We start from the raw sequence: 14463 nt of genomic DNA, 5'->3' as shown, positions 1-14463 counted from the left end.
AAATACAGCATCGCCCTTTAAGAGTGCTTCTTTACCAGTTACGTTGGTCACCCTCACGTTACTTATCTTCCTGAACTTTGGTGGTTCTTGAGGGGTGTTGCAGCATAAAAGAGACACTCCAAGAATAAATATTAATACAAGCGTTGTTTTATTCATAATCTAATTATCAACGATAGAGGGCAAAAATAGTTAAATAAAAAAGGGCTTCATTTGAAGCCCTTTTGGAAATCTACTGAATACTTATACGCCTTGTTAACGAAGAAGAACGATCGCTAATTTTTATGAAATACACCCCTAAAGGTAAATTGCTAACATCAAAACTAATTTCCTGATTTGTGAAATTTTCTATTACTGTTTCTTTTTTAGAACGGCCATTTATATCAATCAACTGTACTTTCACATGTCCTGAGAAATTAGAATTAATAGCAATGGTTATTCTTTCAGAACTTGGCACAGGATAAATATTTACACTAGCATCTTTTTCATCTAGAATAGAGGTAATGATTAACACGCCATCACAATCTTCATCTATATCATTATCAGGAATATCTTCTGCTTCGGGATTGATATCTGGATTAGTATCATCACAATCATTTAAATAATCAAACCCATCTCCATCACTGTCTGATTCAAAAATAACATTTATAGTTTGAGAAAAAAGTGGAGTGCCTTGATTGTAAGATACACCTTGAATGTCATATTGTCCATCTTCTACTGTGAAAACGATTGTATTTTCTCCAACTTCTGAGTTAGATGAAACACTAACTACTCTTTGATTATTCACTCGTATTTGAGTGCTATCATAGATAGATCTAAAATTCATGCTGGCGATGAGAGCAATCTCTTCTTCAGATCGAACTACACCAAGCAATTCAGGAATTAACGATATAGTTGGTGCAACAAAATCAGTAAGTTCAGGAATCTCTGCTGACCATACTCCTCTACCATGGGTGGCGATTACAACTTGACCATCTCTAATGCTTAAATCCCAGATAGTAACAGATGGGAATTCGTCTACAATAGCCCAAGTAGCGCCTCCATCAACAGTCTCAAACAATCCTATTTCTGTTCCAGCCCAAATGACGTCTTCGTCATATGGCATTGCTTGAACGGCAAATACGGCAACATCAGGGAATCCTACACTTGTACTTCCTGTACTAAATCCACTAATATCTTCCCATGTTTCTCCTAAATCTGTTGTTTTTAAAATCTTCGGTGAGTTTGCCACAGAAAATACCACAAAAGCTGTGCTATCTTGTGTTGGGTGTGAATACAAGCCGGTAGACAAACCTATATTGTCAAAATTAGGTACAGCTTCAAAGGATTCGCCACCATCTGTAGAAACAAAAATATTTCCAGTATTTGTCATTCTACCACCTGCCCACACTATTCGTGGATCAGCTTTAGAAACCTCTACATCAATGCCACTCCAAAAACCCCAACCATCAGTAATGGGTATTTCTTTCCAGCTTCTACCAAAGTCAACACTTTTGTATACTCCTGTTGATTCAACAGTGAATATTACGTCAGGATCTTGGTACGCAGCCGAAAGCCTCGATACAAATGGACCGTTACCTCCTAAGCCATTTTGAGCATTATAAAAAGTTTGCCAGTTATCGTCAGTACCAAAAAAGCCATTAAATTGTGATCCGCCTATCATTTTACCAGGAATAGTATAATGTGTTACTGCCTCAAAACCATCACCTCCAATTACAAATTGGTAAGGGCTTGTGCTAGAAGCTGTTGCTCCCTCAGGAGTCATCCATGTACCGTTGTCCTGAGCACCACCCCAGTATCTATCCTCTCCAGCTACTTTGTCAGCACCATAAAATTGCATGGTATTGTAGCCAGAACTAGACCAAATCCAATCGCCTTCGACAGTACCTGGGTCTACTGCTGGTTTAGTAATATAAATTCCCCCGTCATTACCGTTTAGTATACTAAATTCTTGGTTGGACTCATCTGTAATTAATGGAACCATCCAATGATGGTCTACATGAACACCTACAACTTCTCCTAATGACAGAAATACAAATTCAAAAGTGTTTTTACCGTCATATTCTCCTCTACCATCTGAAACAGTAGTTAACTCAGACGGGTAAACTTCGAAGCTTTCGAATGCAATGGTAGCATTTGAATCATCAAATAATTCAGGTGTCCAATTCTCTCCATTAACTAAGAAGGGCCAGAAAAAATACATTTGATTAAACACATGACCGCCATTAACAGCGATGTCTGTATTGGCGTTATCTGGATCATAATCAACATCATTGATGTAAATGTATTCTCTACTATGGGTAGAAGGGTCACCATCAGTATTTCTATTAATAAGCTCAAAAGTTCCATTTCTCTGTTGATCTCTGAATGATACCATTAATTGCCTATTATTGTCAACATCCCAAACTTCGAATGGAACGTCAACATAGTCAGTGTAAGAATAATTAGCATCTGGGACGCCTGAACCCTGCCCTTCAGGTACAAGAAAACGATGTGCTTTTTGCGATTTTCCAGCTCCAAATCTAACCTCGACAGTCGTTTCATTCGCATTAGCACCAACTTCCAAAGTACCTCCAGCTGCACTTGCAGAAAAATCTACAAGGCCAAGGAATTCCGTTTCATCTGTATCTACATTATAGGCTGATCCTGTTGTAATATTATCTGTATCAACCTCAACCAAATACATTCCCACACCAGCCACATATACTTTATCATCATTGAATGGGTTAACCAAAACGGCATTATCATACCAGCCTTGTTCATTTAAGAGAGATATTTGAGTGCCTTCAAATAATGTTTCAACAAGACCCCAACTTTCACCACCATTTTCTGTAACGTATAAATCTGTGCCAGTTCCAGAGGCATCACCTTCAGCCGAAGCAAATACTTTTGCTGGGTCCGTGTATGAAATACCAAGTTCAACTCTTCCTGTTCGATTCATTCCAGTACTCTTCTTGTTCCATGTGAGACCAGCATCGTCAGAGCGATATACTGCACCACCATCCGCCACAGTGCAATATTGTTTGTTAAAGTCAGAAGGGGCGGCAATTATTTGTTGCACAGGTGCATCTGTTTCAAAAACCTTTGTCCAACTAGCACCACCGTCTGTTGACCTCATCACTGCACCAAAAGCTTCTGCGCCACCACCTATTGCCTTATAGCCTGATGTACTGGCAAGCACAATATTTTCATCAGTTGGATCCACTATTATTCTACTTACATTCTGGAATTCTGAATTTAAAGTACTGGCCAGCACATTCCATGTAACTCCCTTGTCAGTAGTTTTATATATGCCATCACCATTCAAGATAAAAGTTCCTCCAAAAACAAACCCTTCGCCAGTACCGGCATATATTACATTCGTGTTAGCTTCAGACATGGCTAATGTAACAATTGCCAAGTTGTCTAAATCAGGTGCAATTTCAGTCCATGATTCCCCGCTATTCGTGGTTTTCCAGATACCACCACTCACATTACCCGCAAACCATGTTGCCTGCGTTGGATCGTCAGGATCAATTAATATCGCCCTTGTACGACCAGGAACATTTGAAGGTCCTCGCTCAGTAAAAGTGGCATTGGAAGCACGAGCACTTTTTTGATTAAATTTGTTGTTCTTAGCATTAATCAACTCTTTAACTTTATAGTTTGGGCCATATTGAGGATATTTCAGGGGCACACTTAAATCAGCCTGCCCAGCTCTTACTGCTGAGTGATAATAGGCATATTTTTCTGGCCCATCGTATTGTGTTTCACCAACAGTTATTGATTTTTTAATAGGTTTAATTTTTGATTTCTTTTTACTGTCTTGAATGTCATGTTGAAATTCAAGGTTATTGCTCATTAAAAAGCAGAATATGCCAGCGCATGCCAGCAATAAGGAAAATTTTAACTTTTTCATTTTATGGTTTACTATTTGGGGTTGACTCTTTTTTAGAAATTACGTTATATACTTTATAATCTTTTGTTCCATCACCTGTTGGCATTCCAATTAATGGCTGAATTTTAATTTCTTCATTATTCAACCAAGAAGCGCTAATATTTTTGCCTTTGGATTCATAAATTACTTTGCTGTTTTCAACATCGTAAATAAAAAACTCAACTAGCTTCACATTGTTTTCAGTTTTATGAATATAACAGAGTGAAAATGTTTCAGAATTATTTGAGGTACATGTACCTTTTTTCCCAATTAACCTTAATGAAGCTTCTTCAAGTGTTTCGGAGTCACTTTTACTTTCATTTAGGTTTGATTGACTTTGACAGGATAGGAGTATTGAAGAAAACAATACAAGCTTTTTAAACATTTTTTGGTTTGGTTTAAGGTTAAATAACCTTAAATATAAATCTATTATCTGAATCGGAAACAATATCAAAAATCATTTTTATAAGCATCTGATAAGCAAATGGTTAAAAAATAAGATTAAATGAAGTACCATTATTGATATTGGAATGAACTCTTATCGACCCATTATGAAGGCGCAACACTTTTCTTGCGAAACTTAGTCCAATGCCACTTCCTTTTTTCTTGGTGGTAAAAAAAGGCACAAAGATTTTGTCGAGTTGATCTTTTGGAATACCCGATCCATTATCTGAAATAATTATTTCAGTGTGATTATGCTTTTGGTTAGCTGATACATTTATAGTCGGTTCAGTTGAGTTCTCAACAGCTTCAATGGCATTTTTTATAAGGTTGATAAGCACTTGCTCCATCAATTCATTATCTGCCTGAACGAAAATATTTTTTTCAAAGTCCAGGCTGAAATTAATTCCCCTCGTGTTCATGTCATTTTCTAAAAGTGTTGAAATTCTTTCGAGGGTAGCGCCCAAGTCAAATTTAGTGATGTTAAGTTCAGGGTTTTTGGTAAACTCTTTATACGCATTCACAAACCTCATTAGGCCCTTGCTTCTTAGCTCAATCGTAGAAAGACTTTTTTTAAAATCTTCAATGTCTTCTTGGGGCATTTTTTGGATGGGAGTTGCAGCCAGCTCTTTATTTAAAGCGTCACTTAAGGAGGCTATCGGTGTTACCGAATTCATTATTTCATGGGTTAGCACGCTGATCAATTTTTGCCAAGCTTCTAATTCTTTCTGCTCTAATTCAGCATTAATATTCTGAAGAATCAGCAGTGTGAACTCGTTACCTTGAACGATAAATTTCTTGGACAGCACGGAAAGCTCTACTAACTCATTATCTATAATTACCTTAACAATTCTGCGGCCGCCAGAACCGAGCTCTTTTGTTAATCGATACAAGTTCGCATCTATCTTCTCTAAATCTCTAACTGAGATTAAGCTTGGTTTTTTTAAAAGTAATTTGGCCGCTCGGTTGTACAAATCCACTCTGCCCGTTGAATCATAGCTGATTAAACCCACACCTATATTCTCATTCAATGTTTGCAAGTACTGGTAGTGCGACTCTTTTTCCATAGTCACTTTTTGAAACTCATCAATTACATCATCAAATACCTTGTACAGGTTGTGGGTGGCATCATTTCTATTTTTAAAAGTATTAGTGAAGCCCCCTTGCTTAATATTTAACAGGAATAATGATAAGTTTCTACTCGTCTTTTCAACATAATGAATGAGGCTAAGCACTGTTGAGATGATTAAAATGGAAAGAACCAATGGTGTAAAAAACCAGGCTTTATTAACTAAAACCCATGCCAGTAAAATACTGAATAACAGCAAAAACAATACTCTGATAATAATATTGAACCTATAATTTCTAATCATTCAACTAATAATTGATATTGTGCTTTTCCATTTTACGATAAATAGTTGTTCTGCCCATTCCCAGTTCTTTGGCTGCTTTGCTCACATTACCATGATGTTTTAAAAGAGCCTTCTGAATCAGTTCTTTTTCTACTTCATCAACATTCAGTGAGTCAGTTTTTTTGACCTCTTTTACATTCTTAAGGATAAAATCTTCTGTTGTAACCTGACTTCCATCGCTCATAATAACAGCGCGTTCGATGGCATGCATCAGTTCTCTTACATTTCCCGGCCAATGATAGCCCGCTAAGTAATTAATAGTGTTTTCTTCAACACTCAATACCTTATTGTACTTTTTACTAAAAGTACTGAGGTAGTGTTTGGACAATAATGCAATGTCATCCGGCCGCTCACGTAAGGCGGGGATTCTAATCTCGACTGTATTCAAGCGATAGAGTAGATCTTCCCTAAATGTTTTTTCTTCTATCATCTGTGCTAGCGAACTGTTCGTGGCAGAAATTATTCTCGCATTAATGGGCTTAGGTGCTGTACTCCCTACAGGTATAACCTGCTTATTCTGAAGCACGGACAGCAACTTCGACTGCATAGCTAAAGGCAGATTACCAATTTCATCTAAAAACAATGTGCCATTTCCAGCCAGTGCAAGCCTACCTTCTTTATCGGATTTCGCATCAGTGAAGGCTCCTTTTACATGTCCAAAAAGCTCCGATTCAAAAAGAGATGCGGATATTGAACCAAGGTCCACTTTTATGAAAGGTTCATCTGCTCTGTCTGACAAATTATGTATGTGCTGAGCGATTACCTCTTTCCCAACACCATTTTCACCAAGAATGAGTACGCTGGCATCTGTTGCGGCTACCTTGTTGGCAATGGTCAGTACTTCCCTCAGCTCTTTTGATTCTCCGATGATTGTATTGTTGCTATTGGCGAATATTTTGTTAATGGATGATTGTTTCGTTTTAAGTTCTTTTAACTCTTTTTTTGCCTGACTATGGGAATAGGCAGAGTTAATGGTGGCAATAAATTTTTCATTTTCCCATGGCTTAACAACAAAATCATTCGCACCAAATTTCATGGCTTCAACGGCCAGTTTTATATCACCATAGGCAGTCATCATAATTACCAACTGATCTGGAATACTTTCAATGATATACTTCAACCAAAAAAGACCTTCTTTACCAGTGGTTGCACCATTGGTGTAATTCATGTCTAAGATGATTACATCAAAGGTTTCGTTCTTTATGAGATAGTTGAGTTCCTGCGGGTTACTTTCTACAGTGATGTTTTTAAAGTAAGGCTTCAGTATTACCCTGGCAGTGTGTAACACGTCTATATCGTCATCAACAATAAGTAAGCTCCCTTCTTTCATACTCATAAACCGAAGGTAGAATAATTATGTGAATTGTTCCGAAACGGAACAGTATTATGTTCCGATATGGAACACAAATTTTAAAATTTTAATAATGAACCTGCATGAAGCTTGTTAAAAGGCTATTTTTATAGATGGCATGTACTTGGCTTATCTATTGGCATGATAAGAAATCATCTTAAAATACTGTTTAGAACATCACTAAGAGATTTAGGATTTACGCTTATAAATATCCTTGGTTTAATGCTTGGAATTGCTTCTTGTATAGCCATTACCTTATTTGTTAAAGAGGAGTTGAGCTATGACACTTTTCACAATGATTATGATAAAATATTCAGAGTTTACACTGAAAGGACATATTCTGACAGGGTAGTTTATGGGGCGCCACTTCCAGTTCCATTTGCGAACGAAATAAATAATATATACTCAGAGGTATCTTCTATTCTAGAAGTAAGGCCTGCAGGCAAAAGGCTATTTAAAATAGCCGATAAGTTAATCTATGAACATTCTGGTATGTATGCCTCAGAAGATTTCTTTGAGTTCTTCAATTTGGGCGTAATATCTGGCGAAGTAAAAAAGTCACTTTCTCAACCAGATAATCTCATAATTACTGAAAGTATGGCCAAAAAATATTTTGGCGCAAACTGGTCAAATGTAGTAAATGAAGAAGTAGTTATCGATAATTCTCATACGTACAGAATAACTGCGATTGTGAAAGATCCGCCTTCTAATTTTCACCTCAAATTTGATTATTTAATTTCCAGGCCAACGCTAAATAAGTATTTATCTGATAGAGATAAACAAAACTGGCTATCGCCCAGGCACTATGTTTATCTAAGATTAAATAAGGCTTCAGACAGAAGACAAGTTGAAGATTACCTTTCGGAACTTACAGATAAGGTTGTAGATCCCAAATCAGCTGATTTAGGCTATACCTATGAGTATTTATTGCAACCAGTTAAAGATATTCATCTTCATTCTAATGATTTAAGATATGATATAGCTGAAAAAGGAAATGTTATATATGTGAAGGGTCTTACAGCAATAGCTGCATTAATCTTATTATTAGCTTGTGCTAATTTTATTAATCTATCAACAGCCAGAGCCAGCAAACGTGCTAAGGAAGTAGGTTTGAGAAAGGTATCAGGAGCGAGTCGTACTCAAATAATAATACAGTTTTTAAGTGAGTCTTTTGTGCTTGTAGTACTAGCCATGATACTAGGCGCACTTTTAGTTGAAATATCACTTCCATTCTATAATACATTGCTAAATGAATCACTAGAATTTACGATCCTACAAGATAACTCATTGCTTTTCATACTTTGTGGAATATTAATGACCACAAGTATACTATCTGGCGGTTATACAGCCTTCTACATATCATCAATTAAGCCAGCTCGGGTATTGAAAGAATCAAACAGTTCGAAGGGGTTCAATCGTCTCAGAAGGGTTCTGGTTGTTTTTCAACTTAGTATTTCATTAATGCTAATCCTCGGCTCCATCATTTTATACAACCAAATAGATTATTTGAAAAATAAAGATCTGGGATTTAATAAAAATGAGATTGTGGTATTACCCGTATATAGCGATGTGAAAAGTCAATTGAATGCACTCAAAAATCAACTACTCAAAAGTGCGAATATTGAGTCAGTTACTGCTTCATACGGCCTCCCCGGAAGCTTCATTCAAGGGGATAATGTTTTTGTAGAATCTGCAAACTCGGAATTGCCTGTTAAAATGTACTTAGTGGATAATGAATTTATTGAAACACTGGGAATGGAAATTGTCAGTGGCAGAAACTTTAATGGCACAAAGGCTGATGAGCAGTTTGGTTTTATCGCCAATGAAAAAGCAATTGAGATGATGGGCTTTACACCGGAAACAGCTATTGGGCAGAATTTAGAATGGAATATGTGGATAGCTGGGGACACAACCAAAAAGGGTCCCATCATTGGAGTGGTAAAAGATTTTAATTATGGCAGCTTGCACCAAGCGGTGGAGCCAGTAATCATTCACCAATTCAAGCAGGAAATTTCACACCTTGCCATTAAGATTAAATCAGCAAATATTGACCGTACCTTGGATTTTATAGAGTCAACCTATTCAGAAATTGATAATAATCGCCCATTTAGTTATTCATTTTTGGATGAATATTTTGATCGGTTTTATAAAAATGAGCAGTCGTTTTCAAGCGTACTTCAGGTATTCACATTCTTGGTAATATTGGTTGCTACGTTAGGGCTGTTGGGTTTGGCAGCTTATAGTATGGTAAGTAGGAGAAAAGAAATTGGAATTAGAAAAGTCCATGGTGCAACAGTTCAAAATATAATAAAACTTATTCATTCGGATATTTTTAGGTTGACTATATATTCAACAATAGTGGCCATTCCAATAACCATATATCTGGCCAACCAGTGGTTAGAGAATTATGCTTACCGGGTTTCAATCGGTTGGCAACCCATCATAGCTAGTATATCGATTATAATTATAATCACGAGCCTAACAGTAATATACTTTTCAACGAAAGCAGCATTAACTAACCCGGCAACGGTACTTAGAAACGAATAATCATGATCAGAAACTACATCAAAATAGCAATCAGAAACTTCCTAAAGAACAAACTAAGCTCTGCGATTTCCATTACAGGGCTTTCTATCGGTCTTGCGTCTGTTCTGATAATCTCTCTATACGTGGAGGATGAACTTAGCTATGACAAGTTTCATAATGAGGCAGAAGATATCTATAGAATTGCCTGGTGGGGCGGAAACCCTCAGACTCGCACCCCACACCCCATGGCACAGGAGCTTGTTAAGGATTTTTCTCAAGTAAAGGCTGCAGTTTCGCTATCTCCTATCTGGGGGCCCGGATTAACCAAGCAAACATTCTCAATTCAAAATCCCAATAACAACCTTACTTTTGATGAGACAGATGTCCTAAGTGTTGACAGCACTTTTTTCGATGTTTTTTCATTCAATTTAATTTCAGGTGATAAAGCGCATGTCCTTCGAAATGTTGGAGGTGTATTGCTGTCTGAAAGTACAGCTAATAAGTATTTTGGATCAGAAGATGCCGTTGGTAAGCAACTTACCATCAATAATGGTGATAACCTGTTGGTTGTTGAAGGAGTTTTTGAAGATGTACCTGTCAATAGCCACTTCCATTTCGATTTCCTGATCTCATATGTTACACTCAAAGCCATTTCTCCCGATAGTCCATATTACACTTGGGCAGACTTTGGACACTTTAACTATATAAAACTACAATCAGGCAGTGACCCCATCGCACTACAAGGTCAGTTGATGAACTGGGCAAAAGAGAAAGTGGCCGTTTCAGCCGAAGACTTGCAACGAGCTTTGGATCGAGGCGACCACTTCAAGCTGCAGCCATTGATTGACATTCATTTGCAATCCAACTTAAGATGGGAGCTTGAAGCTAATGGCAACATGGGTTATGTGCTTATTATGACAGCTGCTGCCATACTAATTCTAATAATTGCTTGTGTCAATTTTATGAATCTCACCACGGCCAAGTCAACCCAAAGAAGTCTGGAGATTGGGGTACGCAAATCTCTGGGAGCACAAAGACAACAATTGAGAACTCAATATCTAACAGAAACGGTTCTGACTTCAATATTATCAATGCTAATAGCAGGACTATTGGCAGAGGTGTTACTCCCTTGGTTCAACTCAGTTTCGGGGAAAGAACTTTCCATAGACTATTTTCAACATGTCTATTTGATATTGATATTAGTTGGCTCTGCTTTGTTTACCGGTTTAATATCAGGAGTTTATCCAGCCTATTTTATGTCGTCACTAAATCCGGTAAGTAGCTTAAAGGGTGATAAACAAACACCAAAGGGGGCGTTTTTCAGAAAACAACTCACCGTTTTACAATTTATCATTTCCATGTGTTTGCTCTCAGGAAGCTTAGTTATCTACAATCAGATTGATTTACTGTCGAATAAAGATTTGGGATATGATCCCCAGAGCGTAGTAGTTGTACCTCTTAAAAATTATGGGTTACTACAGAATTTTGAAGCATTGAAAAATGAGCTTGAAAACGTGGAAGGAGTCGTGAAAGTAAGTGCTGCATCTAATGTGCCAGGGAAGCAGTTCAATCAAAATGCTATATTTCTGACTCAGGACCCTAATAACTCAGTCGATGCTTCGGAGATAATTGTTGATCAAAAAATATTTGAAGTGCTGTCAATCGGGTTTTCATATGGCCGTGCATTTTCTCCTCTTAATCCAGCTGATTCCGGGGGTTTCATCATTAATGAAACAGCAGCAAAGCAATTAAATCTTGAGGATCCCATTGGCCAAGAACTAACCTGGGACTGGGACAATAATGGCGCACCTCCCGCTAAAGGCCAAATTATAGGTGTTGTCAAAGATTTTAATTACAACTCTTTACATGAGCCAATTAGACCACTTCTGTTTTACATGGGTATGGGTTTTAATGAGCTGATATTGAAGATAAATAGCCCTGATCTATCAGGTACCATGGCTCAGGTAGAACAGGTATGGAGGCAATTTGAAGATCGATTTGGTTTTGAATATTCTATCCTGGCTTCTAACCTGGATAGCCAATACCATAATGAGCAGCAAACGGCTCAGGTATTCACCGCATTTTCTATCGTGGCGATACTGATTGCATGTTTCGGCTTATTTGGAATGGCAACATTGAGTTTTGCTAAACGAACCAAAGAAATTGGAATCAGAAAAGTACTTGGTGCTTCTGTAGGGAGAATCCTTGGCCTGCTATTGAGAGAATTCGTGGTAATGCTTGGCATAGCTATATGTATTGCTATTCCACTCACTTGGTTAATCATGGATAGCTGGCTGAACAACTTCACCTACCGTATTGACCAAGGATTTCTGATTTACATGATATCTGGATTGGCCTTATTGACAATTTCGATTGGTACGATAATCTTTTTAACCCTAAAATCTGCCCAATCAAATCCTGTAAAGGCCTTAAGAGAACAATAATCAAAAATCATGATCAGAAACTACATCAAAATAGCAATCAGAAATATTCTTAAACACAAGGAGTATTCATTTATCAATATCATTGGTTTGGCGGGTAGCATGGCTATTACCATTCTAATCATGATTTACGCCCAATCTGTGCTCACCTATGATCAGTTTTATAATGATTCCGATCAGATTTATTTCATGTACCGAGACAGGCCGCTGGAAAATGGAAGGTTGGATGTGAATGATACCTGGTACCCCTTGGTGGAAGTAGCAAAGCAGGAGTTCCCTTCCATAGAGCAAGGCACCAGAATGGTGGGCGTTGGTAATACCTGGGTTGCTAAAGGTGATGTACGATTTGAGCAACGACTCACTTATGCAGATTCAAATTATTTTGATGTTTTCAGTTTTCCTTTTATTGCCGGAGATCCTGCCACTGCCTTAGACGACCCTAATTCAATTGTAATTAGTAAGGAAGTCGCGGACAAATTCTTTGGCGAAGAAGACCCGATCGGTAAAAACCTACAATTTGGATTTAATGCCGATAGAGTTGTTACCGGGGTGCTAGATGAAATACCAAGTAATTCTTCCTTTCAATTTGAATGTATTGCACCATTAAGAGATGAGATGATTACTGCCTGGATTGGCGAAGATCATTGGAGAGGTTCGTTCTGTTTGTCATTTATTAAGTTGAGAAACGATGCTGATGTTGATGCACTAAAAGGACAGTTAAATGTGTTAATGGAAAAATACGTTTCAGAGGAGGAACAAGGCAATTTCTTAATTTTACCTATCAGTGGATATTACGATTTGATTACTTCAGGCCAGAGCATCTATGCTCATATTATGCTACTAGTGGCCCTTGTAATTCTTTTAATAGCCATCATTAATTTTGCTAATCTGGCAACCGCCCAAAGTCTTTTGCGCAAAAAAGAAGTAGGCGTTCGTAAAGTGCTGGGAGCAAAAAAATCGAGCCTGACCGCACAGTTTTTAAGTGAATCCTTAATAATGAGTTTTGTGGCATTGGTGCTTGGTGGCCTTATGGCAGAGCTATTTCTCCCAAAATTTAATGAGCTTATAGCCATGGAGTTAGATATAATCTATACTCTGGCATCCATTGCCACGGTGCTTGTACTTGTGGTGGTTATTGGAGTATTATCAGGATTTTACCCGGCCCTTTTTGTATCTAATCTAAGAATAGTGAACATTCTTAAAACGAAGAGCATGGCCGGCAAAATGGGTGTAAGAAACTTGTTGGTGGGAATTCAGTTTGTTCTTGCCATTGCACTTATGAGTTCTGTAGGGGTAATCATGCAACAGATCAATTTTATGAAATCGCATGATCTCAATTTTGACCAGCAAAATGTGATGGTGATACCCATTTCGCTAAGGGATTTTGAAGATCCTACCGCTGCAATGCCCAGAATAGTATCATTTAAAAATGAACTAAGAAATATTTCGGGAGTTGTTGATGTTGCTGGCTCAAATGCAGTACCCGGCAACTATTCAAGATCATTTTCTCTGTTTTTACCGAAAGGGCAGGAAAACATTACACCGCTAGATTGGCAAACTGCCGTTGTGGATCATGCATTTTTCAGCACTTATGGTATTGATATTATAGAAGGCAGAAACTTTATTCAAGGGTCTGAAAATGATTTTCAGCATGGTGCCATTATTAATAGGGCGGCAATGGATCAACTGGGCTGGGAAACCATTGAAGGTAATAAATTGCTATTTCCAAGAAGCAGGGAAGAGATAGACATTTTAGGGGTTGTTGAAAATTTTAACATCCAGTCGCTACGCAATCCTGTAGCACCATTAGTTCATTATTATGGTGGTGATAGCGCCAGAAATTACCGATATGTTTCTGTGAAGTTGTATGCTGAATCAAGATCTGAATCATTAGCAACTATTGCCCAAACCTGGGAGAAAATGGATTTTGGTCAGGAGTATGAATACTATTTCCCTGACGAACAATTTTCAGAATTATACGCAACTGAAGAAAGCGTAGCAGACGTACTTTCCTACGCCATGTATTTTGCTATACTTATTGCTTGTCTCGGTTTGTATTCCCTTGCCTCGTTCAGCGTTATGCTAAAAACCAAGGAAATAGCCATTCGCAAAGTCTTGGGTGCATCCGTATTACGGATCATCACCTCGTTCTCCAAAAAATATTTATTGTTAGTTGGAATTGCTGCTATCCCGGCAATTTTACTTACATGGTTTAGTATGAAAGATTGGCTCGAAGATTTTGCCTATCGGACTCAAATAGGTGTAGATACGTTTCTCATGGCCATTTTGGGCTCATTGATTATTGCCTTTTTAACGGTGTCTTATCATGCCTTAAAAGCTGGTATAACCAACCCGGTAGAATCACTAAAAGAAGATTAA

At 37.8% G+C, this 14463-nt stretch carries 7 protein-coding genes; 3 read left to right on the top strand and 4 right to left on the bottom strand.

What is annotated here, in order from left to right:
* Positions 1-229: 229 nt before the first annotated feature.
* The 4 genes from RLO81_RS01880 to RLO81_RS01865 all read right to left on the bottom strand — a co-directional run bounded on the left by RLO81_RS01880 (position 230) and on the right by RLO81_RS01865 (position 7102).
* Positions 230-3895: a VPS10 domain-containing protein gene (locus RLO81_RS01880; RefSeq protein ID WP_350106407.1), complete on the bottom strand. Its 3666-nt coding sequence runs from the start codon at positions 3893-3895 to the stop codon at positions 230-232.
* Between the two features lies 1 nt (position 3896).
* Entirely contained in the window at positions 3897-4298 is a 402-nt protein-coding gene (locus RLO81_RS01875; protein WP_350106404.1) for a hypothetical protein, read from the bottom strand.
* Between the two features lie 103 nt (positions 4299-4401).
* Positions 4402-5727 (bottom strand): sensor histidine kinase, encoded by a 1326-nt coding sequence (locus RLO81_RS01870; RefSeq protein WP_350106401.1) that lies wholly within the window; start codon positions 5725-5727, stop codon positions 4402-4404.
* A gap of 4 nt (positions 5728-5731) precedes the next feature.
* Positions 5732-7102, bottom strand: coding sequence for a sigma-54-dependent transcriptional regulator (locus RLO81_RS01865; protein ID WP_350106398.1), 1371 nt, complete (start codon positions 7100-7102; stop codon positions 5732-5734).
* A gap of 105 nt (positions 7103-7207) precedes the next feature.
* Here RLO81_RS01865 and RLO81_RS01860 point away from each other — a divergent pair, with 105 nt between their 5' ends.
* The 3 genes from RLO81_RS01860 to RLO81_RS01850 are packed head-to-tail and all read left to right on the top strand — an operon-like array spanning position 7208 to position 14463.
* Positions 7208-9664, top strand: a complete 2457-nt coding sequence (locus tag RLO81_RS01860; protein ID WP_350106395.1) for an ABC transporter permease — start codon at positions 7208-7210, stop codon at positions 9662-9664.
* 2 nt (positions 9665-9666) lie between these two features.
* Entirely contained in the window at positions 9667-12087 is a 2421-nt protein-coding gene (locus RLO81_RS01855) for an ABC transporter permease (protein WP_350106388.1), read from the top strand.
* A 9-nt stretch (positions 12088-12096) separates the two neighbouring features.
* Positions 12097-14463 (top strand): ABC transporter permease, encoded by a 2367-nt coding sequence (locus tag RLO81_RS01850; protein ID WP_350106385.1) that lies wholly within the window; start codon positions 12097-12099, stop codon positions 14461-14463.

The organism is Fulvivirga sp. (genome assembly GCF_040220315.1).
In the GTDB taxonomy this organism is placed as follows: domain Bacteria; phylum Bacteroidota; class Bacteroidia; order Cytophagales; family Cyclobacteriaceae; genus Fulvivirga.
The sequence above is the reverse complement of the archived record's forward strand: the minus strand, read 5'-3'. Positions and strand labels throughout refer to the sequence as shown.

Coding starts and splice junctions, on each gene's coding strand:
- RLO81_RS01875 (WP_350106404.1), bottom strand. CDS start 4,298: ATGTTTAAAAAGCTTGTATTGTTTTCTTCAATACTCCTATCCTGTCAA.
- RLO81_RS01855 (WP_350106388.1), top strand. CDS start 9,667: ATGATCAGAAACTACATCAAAATAGCAATCAGAAACTTCCTAAAGAAC.
- RLO81_RS01850 (WP_350106385.1), top strand. CDS start 12,097: ATGATCAGAAACTACATCAAAATAGCAATCAGAAATATTCTTAAACAC.
- RLO81_RS01865 (WP_350106398.1), bottom strand. CDS start 7,102: ATGAGTATGAAAGAAGGGAGCTTACTTATTGTTGATGACGATATAGAC.
- RLO81_RS01880 (WP_350106407.1), bottom strand. CDS start 3,895: ATGAAAAAGTTAAAATTTTCCTTATTGCTGGCATGCGCTGGCATATTC.
- RLO81_RS01870 (WP_350106401.1), bottom strand. CDS start 5,727: ATGATTAGAAATTATAGGTTCAATATTATTATCAGAGTATTGTTTTTG.